The organism is Streptomyces sp. NPDC002701, assembly GCF_042889045.1.
GTDB lineage: Bacteria > Actinomycetota > Actinomycetes > Streptomycetales > Streptomycetaceae > Streptomyces.
On sequence record NZ_JBIAQL010000003.1, the window covers coordinates 344,253 to 359,386 of the forward strand.

The window sequence follows — 15,134 nt, forward strand, 5'->3', positions numbered from 1 at the left end:
GGCGCAATCCTTTGCTTTTAAGGGGCGCGGGGAACTGCGCGACCAGCCACAACGCACCCGCACCCGCACCCGCACCCGCCCCCGAACCCACACCCCTACCCGCCCCCCAACACCCCCTCCACAGCCAACCGAGCCTGCTCCTCCTCGACAATCCGCCGAGCAATGTCCCCGTCCGACACATCCACCGCATCCGGCGTGGCCTCAGCCACATCACTACGCCGCGCATACGCATCGAAGAGCCGATCCTTGCTCTCCAGAATCCGCAGCAACCGGTCATCCACACTGTCCGCCGCAAGCATCCGATGCACCTGAACCGACCGCACCTGCCCCATCCGATGCGCACGCGCGACAGCCTGATGCTCCAGCGTCGGCTTCACCTGCGGTTCACAGAGGATCACCACGGACGCGGCCTGCAGATTCAGCCCCACCCCACCGGCCTCGATCTGGCAGAGCAGCACCGCATGCCCCTCCGCCTCCGCGAACTCGTCGACGAGCTGCTGCCGCCGCGCAGCGGGGACCCCTCCCGCGAGGGGTCCCAGCACACCCTCGCCCAATGCCTCCCGCACGGTGGCGAGCACATCCCGGAAGTAGGAGAAGACCACCACCTTCAACCCGTTGGCGGCAGCCTCCGCCACCAGCTCCCGCACCCGCTGCAGCTTCGCCGACTTCTCCGCGTGCGCGTACGCGGCCCGGCGCATCGCCATGAAGTTCCCCGCGGCGACCGCCTCCCGGTAGGCGTCCTGGTCGGCCGCGCTGAGCTCCTCCCACTCGTCGACCTGGACGAGCGCGGGCAGTTCGGTCAGCACGTCCTGCTGGTTGCGCCGCAGGTAGGCGGGCGCAACGGACCTGCGGAACGTGTGCGGCCCCGCCACGGCGTCGCTGCCCTGGATGCGGGGCACCAACTCGGGCTGGAGGTAGCGGACGAGCGTACGGAACTCCTCCACCCGGTTCTCCATCGGCGTACCCGTGAGGAACAGGACGCGCTCACAGCGGTTCGTCCAGCGCGCGACGGCCCGCGAACGCCGGGCGTCGGGGTTCTTCACGTAGTGCGCCTCGTCGACGACGAACGCGGCCGGCGCGTCCAGCGGATGCGTCTCGGCCTTCTTCGGGTCGGGCAGGCTGTGCAGCACGTCGAACGTGGTGACCGCGACACCACCGCGCTCGCGCCACTCGTCGTACGCGTCCAGCCGCTCGGGGCCGTGCACGGGCACCGCCCGCAGGGTGCTGCGGGAACCGATCTCCCGCGTCCAGTTGATCAGTACGCTCGCCGGGCACACCACCAGGAAGTGGCGGTGCCCGTGGGCCGCGAGGTGCGCGAGCACCGCGATGGCCTGGATGGTCTTGCCGAGCCCCATCTCGTCGCCGAGCACCACCCGGCGCTGGGCGAGCGCGAACCGCGCGCCGAAGGACTGGTAGCCGCGCAGCGAGACCCGCCGGTGCGTGTCGTCGAGCCCCTGCGCGTGCACCCGGTCCGCGACCTCCGCCGGCAGGAAGCCCTCGGAGGCCGCGACGTCGGGCGCGCTGCCGGCGATCTCGGCGAGCTGGCTGTAGTACTCCGGGGACCGCAGCTCGAAGTCCACCCACGCCTCGGCGTCGGAGGCGGACTCCCGCAGCAGGTCGGTGGACGCCTGCATGAGCAGCATCGGTACGCCCTTGGAGACGGCGTCGGCGACGAGCGCCCGTATCTCACCCGCCGCCGCGAGCGCGTTCTCGCGCGCGACCCTCCCCAGCAGGGCCATGCGCAGCCGCCCTCCTGCCGGCCGCGCGGCCGGCAGGAGCGCCGCGAGTCTCCGTTCCACTCCCCCGGCGGCGTCGACGGCCCGTCGCAGGTCGGGCCCCGCCTCGACGATCCGCCGCAGCGCTATGACGAGAGCGGTGTTCCGCGGCTCCGGGTGGTCGACGTCGATGCGTACGGACACGGTCTCCTCGAGCGCCCGGGCGATCTGCCGGGCGGCGGCGAGGGCCTGGTCCGCGGTCTGCGCCCCGACCCCCGGTATCTGCCGCAGCTCGTGCCGGCTGGCCTCGAACACCGGTCGTACGCTGGCGAATCCGGCGCTCTCCAGGGCCCCGAGCCGCAGCCGCCCCTCGGTGACGTCCTTCAGCCGGGCGACGGGTATGCCCTCCAGCTCCTGGGCGACCAGTTCGGCGACGAGCGGCGTGAGAGCGGCACGCACCTGCTCGACGGCGCGGGCGTGATCGGCGAGAACCCCTCGCGCGAGCCCGGCGAGCCGCTCCCCCCGGGCAACGATCTCGCGAGCCCTGCGCCCCACCGCCACGGGGCCGCCGACCGCCCCCTCACCCTCCACCATGCCGCCTCTCATACCCCGTACACCGCGATCGAGCGGACATCCTGCCACGCACCACTGACAGCGCGGCCCCGGCCGGGCGGGAGCTCTGTCCCCCGTGCGAGCTACGTGCGGGTGTCCACCCAGCGGTGACGATTCCCGGGCGTCACATCCATAGCGTCGTACTCAGTCCGCGGCACTCGGGTCGCGGCCCTGACACGGGAGTTCCTCATGAGGCTGGTCCGACAACTTCTGGCCGTCGCGGCGGTCGCCTTCGTCGGCGGGCAGGCGCTCACGGCGGCGGAGGACCATCCGTGGCTGCAACTGCTCATCGGCGTCCCGGCCGCCGCCCTCGCGGTGCTCGTCTACCGATGGGTGGTGGGACGCACCGAGCGGCGCCCGGTGACCGAGGTGGCCCTGGAGGGCGCCCCGTCCGCGATCGGCCGCGGCACACTGGTCGGCGTCGCGCTGTTCGGGGCCGTGATCGTGAACCTGTTCACCGCCGGGTACTACGAGGTGGACGGGCTGGGTTCGGTGCCGGGCGCGGCCGGGCTGTTCGGTTTCATGGCCGCCGCCGCGGTGACGGAGGAACTGCTGTTCCGCGGCATCCTGTTCCGTGTCGCCGAGGAACGTGTCGGCACGTGGATCGCGCTGGTGCTGACCGGCACACTGTTCGGCCTGGTGCACCTGCTCAACCCGAACGCGAACGCGTGGGGCGCCGTCGCCATCGCGATCGAGGCCGGCGGGATGCTCACCGCCGCGTACGTCGCCACCCGCAGGCTGTGGCTGCCGATCGGCCTGCACTTCGGCTGGAACTTCGCCGGGTCCGGCATCTTCAGCACCGAGGTCTCGGGCAACGACACCCCGCAGGGACTGCTGAACTCCGTGACGTCGGGCCCGACACCGCTCACCGGCGGCGACTTCGGCCCGGAGGGGAGTGTGTACTCGGTGCTGTTCTGCGTACTGGCGACGATCGCGTTCCTGTGGCTCGCCCGCCGGCGCGGCAACCTGGTGCCCCGCCGTACCCGCGCCGCGCGGGCCGACGCCACCGCTACACTCCCCCGATGATCGGTCTTCGGCGGACTCCGGGCTGGTGGCGCCGGGCTTCGGAGCGGGGGCACCAGGCCCCGGAGCGGTGGCGCGGGGCTTCGGAGCGGTGGCGCCGGGCCGACGTCACGGTACGGGACCTCCCGCTCGGGCTGCTGTGCTTCGCGGGGACGTTCGTGCCGTCGTTCCACGGGACGGAGGTCGGCGGTCTGCCGACCCGCCCCTTCGACGCCCTGGCCCTCGTGGCGATCACTCTGGAATGCCTCCCGATCGCCCTGCGCCGCAAGGTGCCGGTCCTCTGTCTCACCCTGGTGTCGGCCGGCTTCGCCATCGACCAGCTGCGCGGCTACCACACGTTCGCCGCCACCGCACTGCCGATCGCGCTGATCAGCGTGGGTGCCCATCTGGAACACCACCGCCGCGCCGCCGCCGTGCTGTTCTCCCTGGCGTACGTACCGCTGGCGGTCGCGCTCTCCCGGATCGGTACCGGTGAGCCGCCGAGCGAGTTCCTGACGTTCTACCTGGCGCTGGTCCTGGCCTGGGGCGGCGGCGCGTGGCTGCGCTCCACCCGGCTCACGGACGCCGAACGCCGCGTCCGTATCGCCGAGGACACCCGCACCGCGGAGCGCACCCGCATCGCCCGCGAGCTGCACGACGTCGTGACCCACCACGTGACGGCGATGGTGGTGCAGGCCGAGGCGGCGCGCTACCTCACCGCGGCGCCGGACCGCCTCGACCAGAGCCTGACCGCCGTCACCGACACCGGCCGGCGGGCCATCACCGACCTGCGGCACCTGCTCGACCTGCTCAACCCCGACCACGGCACCGGGCACGGCACCGACCAGGACACCGTGACCAGGACGCCGCCGGTCGGCAGACTGCTCACGCTGGTGGAGCAGACCCGCAGGGCCGGGCAGCCGGTGGAGTTCACCGAGGAGGGCACGCCGGCGGAGTCGACCGGCAGCGCCGACCTCGTGGCCTACCGCGTGGTGCAGGAAGCTCTGACCAACGCCCTCAAACACGCTTACGGCCGCCGCACTTCGGTCCAGGTGCGGCATGGCGAGAAGGAGATCACGGTGGAGGTCGGCACGGACGGCCCGGGCTCGCGGGCCGCGTCCCCCGGCGGGAGCGGGCGGGGCCTCGCCGGACTGCGCGAACGGGTCGACGTGCTGGGCGGCGAGTTCAGCGCGGAACGGACCTCGGGCGGCTTCGTCGTCCGGGCCCGCATACCCGCGGGAAGCCCGTCGTGACCGCACCCTCCGCACCGATCCGGGTCCTGGTCTGCGACGACCAGGTGCTGATCCGCACCGGCCTGGTGACGATCATCGACGCCCAGCCCGACCTGGAGGTGGCGGGCGAGTGCGGGGACGGCCGGACCGCGGTCGACCTGGCCGCCGAGGTGCGCCCGGACGTCGTGGTGATGGACGTACGCATGCCGGTGCTCGACGGCATCGAGGCCACCCGCCTGCTGGCCGGCGCGGGGGTCCCCCACCCCGTCAAGGTGCTCGTGGTCACCACGTTCAACCTGGACGAGTACGTGTACGAGGCGCTGCGCGCGGGCGCGAGCGGCTTCCTCCTGAAGGACGCGCCCCCGGCCCAGCTCCTCAACGGCATCCGCACGGTGGGCACCGGCGCGGCCCTGCTGGACCCCGAGGTGACCCGCCGCCTCGTCGGCAAGTACGCGGCCCGCATCCGCCCCGCCGAAGGCACGACACCCGACATCCCGCTGACCCCACGCGAACTGGAGGTCCTGCGCCTCATCGCGAACGGCCTCTCCAACAGCGAGATAGCCACGGCCCTGGTCATCAGCCCGGAAACGGTGAAGACCTTCGTCTCCCGAATCCTCACAAAACTCGACCTGCGCGACCGCGTCCAGGCGGTGGTGTACGCGTACCGCCGGGGGCTGGTGACCTGAGAATCGACGCGGCCCGCCCGACTCACCCGCTACACGTTGAAGCGGAACTCCACCACGTCCCCGTCCTGCATCACATAGTCCTTGCCCTCCATGCGGGCCTTGCCCTTGGCTCGGGCCTCGGCGACCGAGCCCATCTCGACGAGGTCCTCGAAGGAGATGACCTCCGCCTTGATGAAACCCTTCTGGAAGTCGGTGTGGATGACTCCGGCGGCCTCGGGGGCGGTGGCGCCCTTCTTGATGGTCCAGGCGCGGGATTCCTTCGGGCCGGCCGTGAGGTACGTCTGCAGGCCCAGGGTGTGGAAGCCGGCGTGGGCGAGGGTGGCCAGGCCGGGCTCCTGGACGCCGACCGACTCCAGGAGCTCCCTGGCGTCCTCCTCGTCGAGCTCGGCGAGGTCCGCCTCCAGCTTGGCGTTCAGGAAGATCGCCTCGGCGGGGGCGACCAGCGCGCGCTGCGCGGCCTTGAAGTCGTCGTCGACCAGTTCGTCCTCGTCGACGTTGAAGACGTAGAGGAACGGCTTGGTGGTGAGCAGGTGCAGGTCGTGCAGCAGCTCGTCGTTGCCGGAGCCCTGGACGATGCCCGCGGAGAACAGGGTGTCGCCCTTCTCCAGGATCGCCTGCGCCGCCTCGATCGCGGCGACCTTCGGGCCGACGTCCTTCTTGATCCGTGACTCCCGCTGGAGGCGCGGCAGGACCTTCTCGATGGTCTGCAGGTCCGCGAGGATCAGCTCGGTGTTGATGGTCTCGATGTCGTCCTTGGGCGAGACCTTGCCGTCCACGTGCACGACGTTCTCGTCCTTGAACGCGCGGATGACCTGGCAGATCGCGTCCGACTCGCGGATGTTCGCGAGGAACTTGTTGCCGAGGCCCTCGCCCTCGCTCGCACCGCGCACGATGCCCGCGATGTCGACGAAGTCCACGGTGGCGGGCAGGATCTTCTGCGAGCTGAAGATCTCCGCCAGCTTGGTCAGCCGGGCGTCGGGGACACCGACCACGCCCACGTTCGGCTCGATCGTGGCGAACGGGTAGTTGGCCGCCAGCACGTCGTTCTTGGTCAGGGCGTTGAAAAGGGTCGACTTGCCGACATTCGGCAGACCGACGATTCCGATCGTGAGCGACACGTTGCGACTTCCCGTAGGCGAGGTGTGGTGGGGCGGGGACTGGGGCCACGAGGACCGGGTTCGGACGGGCCCGGGTCCTGCACCGGGTGATGCGCGGGCCGATCCACCAGTCTACGGCGTGCGCCGACTCGCACCGGCGACGTATCGAACGCTTGGCCAAGGTCGATCAAAGCGCGTGTCTCGACGTCCATTCCACACATAACCCGACCTAAGTTGGACCGGTGGAGCAACACAGGACGCGTCCCCCCCAGTCACAGCCGTCACGCGGCCGCTCGCCGCTTCCCCCGCAGGCCGGGCGAGGCGGTACCCGTACGGCCCGGCAGCCCCGGCCCGTACGGACGCCGCGGTCCACGGCGCCCGTCTCACCGATCGTGCAGGCGGTACGCCGGTTCCCGAACCCCCGGCTCACCGGCCTGGGCAGCGGGCTGTTCTGTACCGCGTCGATGTTCGCGCTGGCCTGTCTGGACCAGCTGCTCCTCGGGGCGTCGCTCGTCGTCTACGGAGTGCTGTTCCTGCCGGTCTGCGTGCTGACCGCGGTGTGGGTGCGCCGGGCCGACCTCGTCACCGCGGTCGTCGCCGTGCCGATCGCCTTCGCCGTGGGCCTGCTGCCGATCGCCGACAGCAGCGGCGGCTTCGTCGGCGGCCTGATGGGGCTCGTCACCGCGCTCGCGACACACGCGGGGTGGCTGTACGGGGGCACGCTGCTGGCCGGGGTCATCGTCACCGTGCGCAAGGCGCGGATGATGACCCGCAAGGCCGCACAGCGACGCCGTACGGCCTGAGGCCCGTCCCCCGCCCGGCACCGGTCGTCCCCGGTCGCGCCCGGGGACACCGGTTGTGCCCGGTGGTACCCGGTCGCGCCTACTGCGACTTCGCCGCGCGCATCGCCGCGCCCACGATCCCGGCGTTGTTCTGCAGCTGGGCCGGCACGATCTCCGCCTTGATGCCCTCGATCAGCGGCAGGAACTTCTGGGACTTGCGGCTGACGCCGCCGCCGATGATGAAGAGCTCGGGCGAGAAGAGCATCTCCACATGGGCGAGGTACTTCTGGACGCGGTGGGCCCAGTGCTCCCAGGAGAGGTCGTGGTCCTCCTTGGCCTTGGTGGAGGCGTGCTTCTCGGCGTCGTGGCCGTTGAGCTCGAGGTGGCCCAGCTCCGTGTTCGGGACGAGGGCGCCCTCCACGAAGAGGGCGCTGCCGATTCCCGTACCGAAGGTGAGGAGGATGACGGTGCCCCGGCGGTCCTTGCCCGCGCCGAACTGCATCTCGGCGACGCCCGCCGCGTCCGCGTCGTTCAGGACGGTCACCGGCAGGCCGCCCAGCCGGTCGCCGAGCAGGGCGCGCGCGTCGGTGTCTATCCAGTTCTTGTCGACGTTGGCGGCCGTGCGGATGGTGGCGCCGTCGGTGACCACGCCGGGGAAGGTGATCCCGACGGGGCCCGTCCAGCCGAAGTGGCCGACGACCTCCTTCACGCCGTCCGCCACCGCGTCGGGTGTCGCCGGATGCGGCGTGAGCACCTTGTAGCGCTCCTCCGCCAGGTCGCCACGGTCCAGGTCCACGGGAGCGCCCTTGATCCCTGAACCGCCGATGTCCACACCGAAGATCTGCATGGCTCTACGTTACGTCCTAGGACGGACAGTCACTCGCCCGAGGGGGTGGTTCCGGTGCGCTCCGCCACCAGGGCCGCCGCTTCCGCGCGCAGGTCGCGGCGCAGCTCCTTCGGCAGGGAGAACGTGATGGACTCCTCGGCCGCCTTGACCAGTTCGACGTCCTCGAAACCACGGGTGGAGAGGTACTCCAGGACCTGCTCCACGAGGATCTCCGGCACCGAGGCCCCGGAGGTGACGCCCACCGTCGTGACGCCGTCCAGCCAGCTCTCGTCGATCTCGTCGGCGAAGTCCACGAGATACGCCTCGCGCGCGCCGGCGAGCTTGGCGACCTCGACGAGCCGTACGGAGTTGGACGAGTTGCGCGAGCCGACGACGATGACGAGCTCCGCCTGCTCACCCATCTGCTTCACCGCGAGCTGACGGTTCTGCGTGGCGTAGCAGATGTCGTCGCTCGGCGGGGAGATGAGCTGCGGGAACTTCTCCTTGAGGGCGTCCACCGTCTCCATGGTCTCGTCGACCGACAGGGTGGTCTGGGAGAGCCAGACGACCTTGGAGGGGTCGCGCACCTCGACCTTGGACACGTCTCCGGGGCCGTCGACCAGCGTGATGTGGTCGGGCGCCTCACCGGAGGTGCCGATGACCTCCTCGTGGCCCTCGTGGCCGATGAGGAGGATGTCGAAGTCGTCGTTCGCGAACCGGACGGCTTCCTTGTGGACCTTGGTGACCAGCGGGCACGTCGCGTCGATGGTGGCGAGCCTGCCGGCCGCGGCCTCGTCGTGGACGACCGGGGCGACGCCGTGCGCCGAGAACATGACGATGGACCCCTCGGGGACCTCCGCCGTCCGCTCGACGAAGATCGCGCCCTTCTTCTCCAGGGTCTGCACGACGTACTTGTTGTGGACGATCTCGTGGCGGACGTAGATCGGGGCCCCGTACTGCTCCAGGGCCTTCTCGACGGCGATCACGGCACGGTCGACGCCCGCGCAGTAACCACGAGGGGCGGCGAGCAGGACACGGCGGCCGGTCGAAGCAGTCATGCCTCCCATCGTAAGGCCGCGCCCGACAGGTCGGAGATCACCTCCTTGTGGAGACTGGTCGGAGGCCGGGGAGCCGGAGGGGGCGGACGCGGCACGACTCTCGGGAGGCAGGGATGTCCCACACGGAAACACCGGCCGGCACGGGCGGCGGGGAACAGGGGCTGCGGCGCAGTCTCGGCTTCCGCGACCTGGTCGTGTACGGGCTGCTGTTCATCGCCCCCATGGCGCCGGTCGGCGTCTTCGGGACCCTCGACGCCAAGTCGCACGGGGCGGTCGCGCTGGTCTACGCCGTCGCCACGGTCGCGATGGCGTTCACCGCGTTCAGCTACGCGCAGATGGTGCGGGTGGTCCCGCAGGCCGGTTCGGTGTTCGCGTACGCGCGCGCGGGGCTCGGGAAGGAGGCCGGGTTCGTCGCCGGGTGGATGGCGATGCTGGACTACCTCCTCATCCCGGCGGTGGCGTACCTCTTCTCCGGGATCGCGATGAACGCCCTGGTCCCGGGGGTCTCGCGGTGGGTGTGGACGGCGATCGCGGTCGTCGTCACGACCCTGCTGAACCTGTGGGGCGTACGGGCCGCCGCCCGCGTCGGTCTCCTGGTGCTGGCGATGGAGATCGTGGTCCTCCTTGTCTTCGTCGTGTCGGCGATCGTGGTCCTCGCGCGCGACGGGGCACAGCGGGGCTGGCTCTCGCCCCTCTCCGGAGACGGCTCGCAGGGGGCGTTCGCGCTGTCCGCGGTCCTCGGGGCGGTGTCGATCGCCGTGCTGTCGTACCTCGGCTTCGACGCGATCGCCTCCTTCGCGGAGGAGGTCACCGGCAGTTCGGAGAAGGTCGCCAGGGCGGTGCTGTTCTGTCTCGCCCTCGCGGGTTTCCTGTTCATCGCGCAGACGTACCTCGTCGCCCTCCTGGAGCCGATGTCGTCGGCGCAGCTCGCCGACGATCCGGTCCGGCAGGGGTCGGCCTTCTACGACGCCGTGGACGCCTCCGTCGGGACGTGGCTGCACGACCTGGTGGCCGTGAGCAAGGCGATCGGAGCGGCGTTCGCCGCGCTGGCCGGGCAGGCGGCGGCCGCGCGGCTGCTGTTCGCGATGTCCCGCGACCGGCGGCTGCCGCGGGTCCTGTCGAAGACGGACTCCGGGGTGCCGCGGGTGGCCCTGCTGTGCGCGGCCGTCATCACGCTGGTCGCCGCGGTGTGGGCGGCGCGGCGCGACGACGGGATGGACCATCTGGTGTCGGTGGTCGATGTCGGCGCGCTGACCGCGTTCACGCTGCTGCACGCGAGCGTGGTGGGGTGGTTCGCCGTGCGGCGGCGGGGTGGGCGGGTCGTGTGGTGGCGGCATGTGGTGGTTCCCGTCGTCGGGGCGGGGATCACCGTGCTCGTGATCTTCGAGGCGTCGGGGGCGGCGCAGGTAGTGGGGGCGGTGTGGTTCCTGGTGGGGCTGGTGGTGTTGCTGGTTCAGCGGGGACGGGTGCCCGTGGGTGGCTGAGCGGGGGTTCTCGCCCCCGCCGCCCTCACCCTTCCCGTCCCCGGGGCTGCGCCCCGGACCCCCTTCGGGGCGGCTGGGCTCGTCGGGTGGGTGCGGCCCCACGGGGATCGATCGCGCAGTTCCCCGCGCCCCTGGAACGGGCCTGTTCTCCGGGGCGCGGGGAACTGCGCGACCAGCCTCCACTCACCCGCACCCGGCCGACAGCCGTCGAACCCCGCTGTCCGAGCGGACCGCTACGCTCGCGGGATGGCTCTCAACACGTCCGCTGACGCCCCGCTGCCCGTCGGTGAGGTGTCGCGGCTCATCGGGGGATGGATCGACCGGCTCGGCGCGGTGTGGGTCGAGGGACAGATCACCCAGCTGTCGCGCCGCCCGGGCGCCGGCGTCGTCTTCCTGACGCTGCGCGATCCGTCGTACGACATCTCCGTGGGCGTGACCTGCTACCGGCAGGTGTTCGACGCCGTCGCGGACGTGGTGAGCGAGGGCGCCCGCGTCGTCGTGCACGCCAAGCCCGAGTGGTACGCGCCGCGCGGGCAGCTGTCGCTGCGGGCCGCCGAGATCAAGCCCGTGGGCGTCGGTGAACTGCTCGCCCGGCTGGAGCAGTTGAAGAAGTCCCTCGCCGCGGAGGGGCTGTTCGCCACCGGGCGCAAGAAGCCGCTCCCGTTCCTGCCGCAGCTCATCGGCCTGGTCTGCGGCCGCGCCTCCGCCGCCGAGCGGGACGTCCTGGAGAACGCGCGCCACCGCTGGCCCGCCGTCCGCTTCGAGGTGCGCAACGTCGCCGTGCAGGGCGTCCACGCCGTACCGCAGGTCGTGCAGGCCGTGAAGGACCTGGACGCGATGGACGAGGTCGACGTGATCGTCGTGGCGCGCGGCGGCGGCAGCGTGGAGGACCTGCTCCCGTTCTCGGACGAGCAGCTCGTACGCGCGGTCGCGTCCTGCCGTACGCCGGTCGTGTCGGCCATCGGTCACGAGCCCGACAACCCGCTCCTCGACCATGTGGCCGACCTGCGCGCCTCCACCCCCACCGACGCCGCCAAGAAGGTCGTGCCGGACGTCGGCGAGGAGTACGAACGCGTCCAGTTCCTGCGCGACCGTGCCCGCCGCTGCGTCGGGTCCTTCATCGAGCGCGAGGAGCGGGGCCTCGCGCACGCGCTGGCCCGCCCCTCGATAGAGGATCCCCACCGGATGGTGGACGAGCGGGCCGATCACGTCGCCGCGCTCCTGGACCGCGGCCGCCGCACGCTCGGCCATCTCCTCGACCGCGCCGACTCGGAGCTGACCCACACGCACGCGCGCGTGGTGGCCCTCTCCCCCGCCGCGACCCTGAAGCGGGGGTACGCGGTACTGCAGAAGTCCGACGGCCACGCCGTCCGGTCCCCGGACGAGGTGACGGCGGACGAGACCCTGCGGGCACGGGTCGCCGAGGGCGACTTCACGGTACGGGTCGATGTCCGAGGCACGGCCTAGGCCGTGTCCGCAAAGTCCCGTCGTTCGCCCGGGGGGCGGGCCCCGCGGCGTCTGGTGCGTGCTCTCGGCGTGCCGGGCGGAGTCCCTCGTACTGGACGTACTCGGGGCTTCGCCCGGTGCGGCGAGAGTGCGTGCCAGGCGTCGCGGGGCAGGCGGGACTTTGCGGACACGGCCTAGTCTTGGGGCATGACCAGCACAACGGATGAGGCGCTCGGGTACGAGCAGGCGCGGGACGAGCTCATCGAGGTCGTACGACGCCTGGAGACGGGCGGTACGACACTGGAGGAGTCGCTCGCGCTGTGGGAGCGGGGCGAGGAGTTGGCGAAGGTGTGCCGCCGGTGGCTGGACGGGGCCCGTGCCCGCCTCGACGCCGCGCTGGCCGAGGAGCGGGAAGACCGGGACGGGGAACCGGACGCGGAGTGACGCCGACATAGGTGGTCAGGGCACGCACCTGTGAACCGGATCACCTCGGTCCAGTTTTTGTTGAACCTTAAACCTCATCGGCGTACCGTCGGACGTGCCAGCCGATCCCCTGGGATCCGACGCACGCCCCGAGAAGGTTTTGCCTCATGTCTCTCGTCCTTGACCCCGCCGCCCAGGACCTCCTCTTCCGCGAGGCCCGCACCGCCAACGCCTTCACCGACGAGCCGGTGACCGAGGAGCAGGTGCAGGCGATCTACGACCTGGTCAAGTACGGCCCGACCGCCTTCAACCAGTCGCCGCTGCGCATCACTCTGGTCCGCTCCCCCGAGGCCCGCGAGCGCCTGGTGCAGCACATGGCCGAGGGCAACCAGCCGAAGACGGCCACCGCCCCGCTCGTCGCGATCCTCTCCGCGGACAACGAGTTCCACGACGAGCTGCCGCAGCTCCTGCCGCACTTCCCGCAGGCCAAGGACGTCTTCTTCGCCGAGCGCCCGGCCCGTGAGGGTGCCGCCGCGCTCAACGCCGCGCTGCAGGCCGCGTACTTCATCATCGGCGTCCGCGCCGCCGGACTGGCCGCCGGCCCGATGACGGGCTTCGACCACGCCGGTGTCCAGAAGGAGTTCCTCGACGGCGACCACACCCCGCTGATGGTCGTCAACATCGGCCGGCCCGCCGAGAACGCCTGGTTCCCGCGCTCCCCGCGGCTGACGGCCGAGCAGGTCATCACGACGGTCTGACCCGGACACGCGAGAGGCCCCCGGCACCGGAAGGAAGGTGCCGGGGGCCTCTCGCACGCCGGCCTCCCGCGTGCCGCGCTCATGACGTCCTGAGGGCCTCCGCCATCTTCGTCAGCCGCGCGAACGACGCCGTTCCCGTCACCACGGTCGTGGAGTTCTTCTCCCGGAGGACGAGGGCGTCGTACTTCGCGCCCTTGTACCGCTTCCAGGACTTCTCGCCGATGCGCTGCGTGACGTTCGTCTCCTCGGCGCCCTGGCTGCTGTCGTCGATGAAGGTGGCGGGCTTCTGAGTGGACTGCTCGATCGCCACGTACTCCCCGTCGGGGTCGTGGAAGCCCAGGTGCCACGCGTCGAAGTCGTCGCCCCGGAACCGCACCGAGGTCGCCTTCCACTGCGCGGGCAGACCCTCGGGCGCCGCCACCGGATAGGCGGCCGCACGGCGTGCCGTGAGGAGCTCCACGCGGTAGTCGACCCGTTCGAGAGGGGGCTCCGAGTCGTCATTGGGGATGAAGACGTAGATGAAGCCCGCGACGATGCCGATCAGGCCCAGGGACAACACCATGTCCCGGACCGACTGCTTGCCTTTCATACCTGCCACGTCCCCATCGTCGCAGGTGTACTGGTCTGCTCATCCGTGGGGCCCCCTGCTCATTTTGTCGGACTGAGGATAGAGTCGGCCCGAACCCTCATCCGGCCGTCGTCGTATCAGAAAGGTGCGCTCCGATGACCGAGCATCACTTGCCGTCCGAACTCGAGGTCCCCTCCGAGGCCCCCGACCGCAACCTCGCCCTGGAGCTGGTCAGGGTCACCGAGGCCGCCGCGATGGCCGCGGGCCGCTGGGTCGGCCGCGGCGACAAGAACGGCGCCGACGGCGCGGCGGTGCGGGCCATGCGGACCCTCGTCTCCACCGTCTCGATGAACGGCGTCGTCGTCATCGGCGAAGGGGAGAAGGACGAGGCCCCGATGCTCTTCAACGGAGAGCGCGTCGGGGACGGGACCGGGCCCGAGTGCGACATCGCCGTGGACCCGATCGACGGGACCACGCTCACCGCGGCGGGCATGACCAACGCGATCGCCGTACTGGCCGCCGCCGACCGCGGCACCATGTTCGACCCGTCCGCGGTCTTCTACATGGACAAGCTGGTCACCGGCCCCGAGGCCGCCGACTTCGTCGACATCAACGCCCCGGTGTCCGTCAACATCCGCCGGGTCGCCAAGGCCAAGCGCGTCACGCCCGAGGACGTCACCGTCGTCATCCTCGACCGGCCCCGGCACGACGGCATCATCAAGGAGATCCGGGAGACCGGCGCGCGCATCAAGCTCATCTCCGACGGCGACGTCGCGGGCTCGATCCTGGCGCTGCGCGAGGGCACCGGCATCGATCTGCTGCTCGGCATCGGCGGTACGCCCGAGGGCATCATCTCGGCCTGCGCGGTGAAGTGCCTCGGCGGCACCATTCAGGGCAAGTTGTGGCCCAAGGACGACGAGGAGCGGGCGCGGGCGGTGGACGCGGGGCACGACCTCGACCGGGTGCTGCTCACCGACGACCTGGTGTCCGGCGAGAACGTCTTCTTCGTCGCGACCGGGATCACCGACGGCGAGCTGCTGCGGGGGGTGCGGTACCGACCAGAGACCGCCACGACCGACTCGATCGTGATGCGGTCGAAGTCGGGGACGGTGCGGCAGATCAACTCGGAGCACCGGCTGGCGAAGCTGCGGGCCTACAGCGCGATCGACTTCGACCGGGCGAAGTAGATCCCGCCGGCGAAGCGGATCCCGCGGGCGGTCGGTTGTGCACGGCGGCCCGTGGTCGACCGCGTCGGTCGTCTGCGCTGGTCGACCGCGTTGGTCGTCTGCGGGTCGTCGTGGCTGGTCGCGCAGTTCCCCGCGCCCCTGACGGGGCAGGCCCTGGCGGCGTGCGGATCCCGCGGGCGGTCGGTTGTGCACGGCGGCCCGTGGTCGACCGCGTCGGTCGTCTGCGCTGGTCGACCGCGTTGGTCGTCTGCGGGTCGT

General features: G+C 71.3%; 15 protein-coding genes. 9 read left to right on the forward strand and 6 right to left on the reverse strand.

Annotation, left to right across the window (positions count from 1 at the left end; translation table 11 throughout):
• Window positions 1–95: 95 nt before the first annotated feature.
• Complete coding sequence (locus tag ACFYXC_RS09960) at window positions 96–2,309, reverse strand: DEAD/DEAH box helicase (protein WP_389549044.1); 2,214 nt, start codon at window positions 2,307–2,309, stop codon at window positions 96–98.
• Between the two features lie 207 nt (window positions 2,310–2,516).
• Here ACFYXC_RS09960 and ACFYXC_RS09965 point away from each other — a divergent pair, with 207 nt between their 5' ends.
• The 3 genes from ACFYXC_RS09965 to ACFYXC_RS09975 are packed head-to-tail and all read left to right on the forward strand — an operon-like array spanning window position 2,517 to window position 5,247.
• Complete coding sequence (locus ACFYXC_RS09965; protein ID WP_389549046.1) at window positions 2,517–3,353, forward strand: CPBP family intramembrane glutamic endopeptidase; 837 nt, start codon at window positions 2,517–2,519, stop codon at window positions 3,351–3,353.
• The gene (locus tag ACFYXC_RS09970; RefSeq protein ID WP_388922737.1) at window positions 3,350–4,582 is read left to right on the forward strand and encodes a sensor histidine kinase; all 1,233 of its coding nucleotides are present in this window, start codon (window positions 3,350–3,352) and stop codon (window positions 4,580–4,582) included. Before ACFYXC_RS09965 ends, ACFYXC_RS09970 begins: the two co-directional genes overlap by 4 nt.
• Window positions 4,579–5,247, forward strand: a complete 669-nt coding sequence (locus ACFYXC_RS09975) for a response regulator (protein WP_388922740.1) — start codon at window positions 4,579–4,581, stop codon at window positions 5,245–5,247. Before ACFYXC_RS09970 ends, ACFYXC_RS09975 begins: the two co-directional genes overlap by 4 nt.
• Window positions 5,248–5,276: 29 nt before the next feature.
• Here ACFYXC_RS09975 and ychF read toward each other — a convergent pair whose 3' ends face one another.
• Window positions 5,277–6,365, reverse strand: a complete 1,089-nt coding sequence (gene ychF / locus ACFYXC_RS09980) for a redox-regulated ATPase YchF (RefSeq protein ID WP_388922755.1) — start codon at window positions 6,363–6,365, stop codon at window positions 5,277–5,279.
• 371 nt (window positions 6,366–6,736) lie between these two features.
• Here ychF and ACFYXC_RS09985 point away from each other — a divergent pair, with 371 nt between their 5' ends.
• Entirely contained in the window at window positions 6,737–7,147 is a 411-nt protein-coding gene (locus tag ACFYXC_RS09985) for a DUF6542 domain-containing protein (RefSeq protein WP_388922757.1), read from the forward strand.
• Window positions 7,148–7,226: 79 nt separating this feature from the next.
• Here ACFYXC_RS09985 and ppgK read toward each other — a convergent pair whose 3' ends face one another.
• Window positions 7,227–7,973 (reverse strand): polyphosphate--glucose phosphotransferase, encoded by a 747-nt coding sequence (gene ppgK, locus ACFYXC_RS09990; RefSeq protein WP_388922759.1) that lies wholly within the window; start codon window positions 7,971–7,973, stop codon window positions 7,227–7,229.
• 29 nt (window positions 7,974–8,002) lie between these two features.
• A complete protein-coding gene (locus ACFYXC_RS09995; RefSeq protein ID WP_389549053.1) occupies window positions 8,003–9,019 on the reverse strand; it encodes a 4-hydroxy-3-methylbut-2-enyl diphosphate reductase in 1,017 nt (338 codons plus the stop codon).
• A gap of 104 nt (window positions 9,020–9,123) precedes the next feature.
• Between ACFYXC_RS09995 and ACFYXC_RS10000 the strand changes: the two genes are divergently transcribed.
• The 4 genes from ACFYXC_RS10000 to ACFYXC_RS10015 all read left to right on the forward strand — a co-directional run bounded on the left by ACFYXC_RS10000 (window position 9,124) and on the right by ACFYXC_RS10015 (window position 13,121).
• On the forward strand, window positions 9,124–10,494 hold the full coding sequence (locus ACFYXC_RS10000) for an APC family permease (protein ID WP_389549056.1): 1,371 nt from the start codon (window positions 9,124–9,126) through the stop codon (window positions 10,492–10,494).
• Between the two features lie 246 nt (window positions 10,495–10,740).
• Window positions 10,741–11,961, forward strand: coding sequence for an exodeoxyribonuclease VII large subunit (xseA, locus tag ACFYXC_RS10005; RefSeq protein ID WP_389549058.1), 1,221 nt, complete (start codon window positions 10,741–10,743; stop codon window positions 11,959–11,961).
• A 186-nt stretch (window positions 11,962–12,147) separates the two neighbouring features.
• Entirely contained in the window at window positions 12,148–12,384 is a 237-nt protein-coding gene (locus ACFYXC_RS10010) for an exodeoxyribonuclease VII small subunit (protein ID WP_389549060.1), read from the forward strand.
• A 146-nt stretch (window positions 12,385–12,530) separates the two neighbouring features.
• The gene (locus ACFYXC_RS10015) at window positions 12,531–13,121 is read left to right on the forward strand and encodes a malonic semialdehyde reductase (RefSeq protein WP_389549062.1); all 591 of its coding nucleotides are present in this window, start codon (window positions 12,531–12,533) and stop codon (window positions 13,119–13,121) included.
• A 79-nt stretch (window positions 13,122–13,200) separates the two neighbouring features.
• Here ACFYXC_RS10015 and ACFYXC_RS10020 read toward each other — a convergent pair whose 3' ends face one another.
• Window positions 13,201–13,719 carry a DUF4245 domain-containing protein gene (locus ACFYXC_RS10020; protein ID WP_388922778.1) on the reverse strand — a complete coding sequence of 173 codons (519 nt, stop codon included), beginning with the start codon at window positions 13,717–13,719 and terminating at the stop codon, window positions 13,201–13,203.
• Window positions 13,720–13,844: 125 nt separating this feature from the next.
• On the opposite strand from ACFYXC_RS10020, the gene glpX reads away from it, so the two are divergent.
• A complete protein-coding gene (glpX, locus tag ACFYXC_RS10025) occupies window positions 13,845–14,876 on the forward strand; it encodes a class II fructose-bisphosphatase (protein ID WP_388922782.1) in 1,032 nt (343 codons plus the stop codon).
• On the opposite strand, the gene ACFYXC_RS10030 is transcribed toward glpX, so the two are convergent.
• On the reverse strand, window positions 14,843–15,134 hold a 292-nt coding region (locus ACFYXC_RS10030), incomplete at its 5' end, for a hypothetical protein (protein WP_389549067.1). The genes glpX and ACFYXC_RS10030 overlap by 34 nt on opposite strands.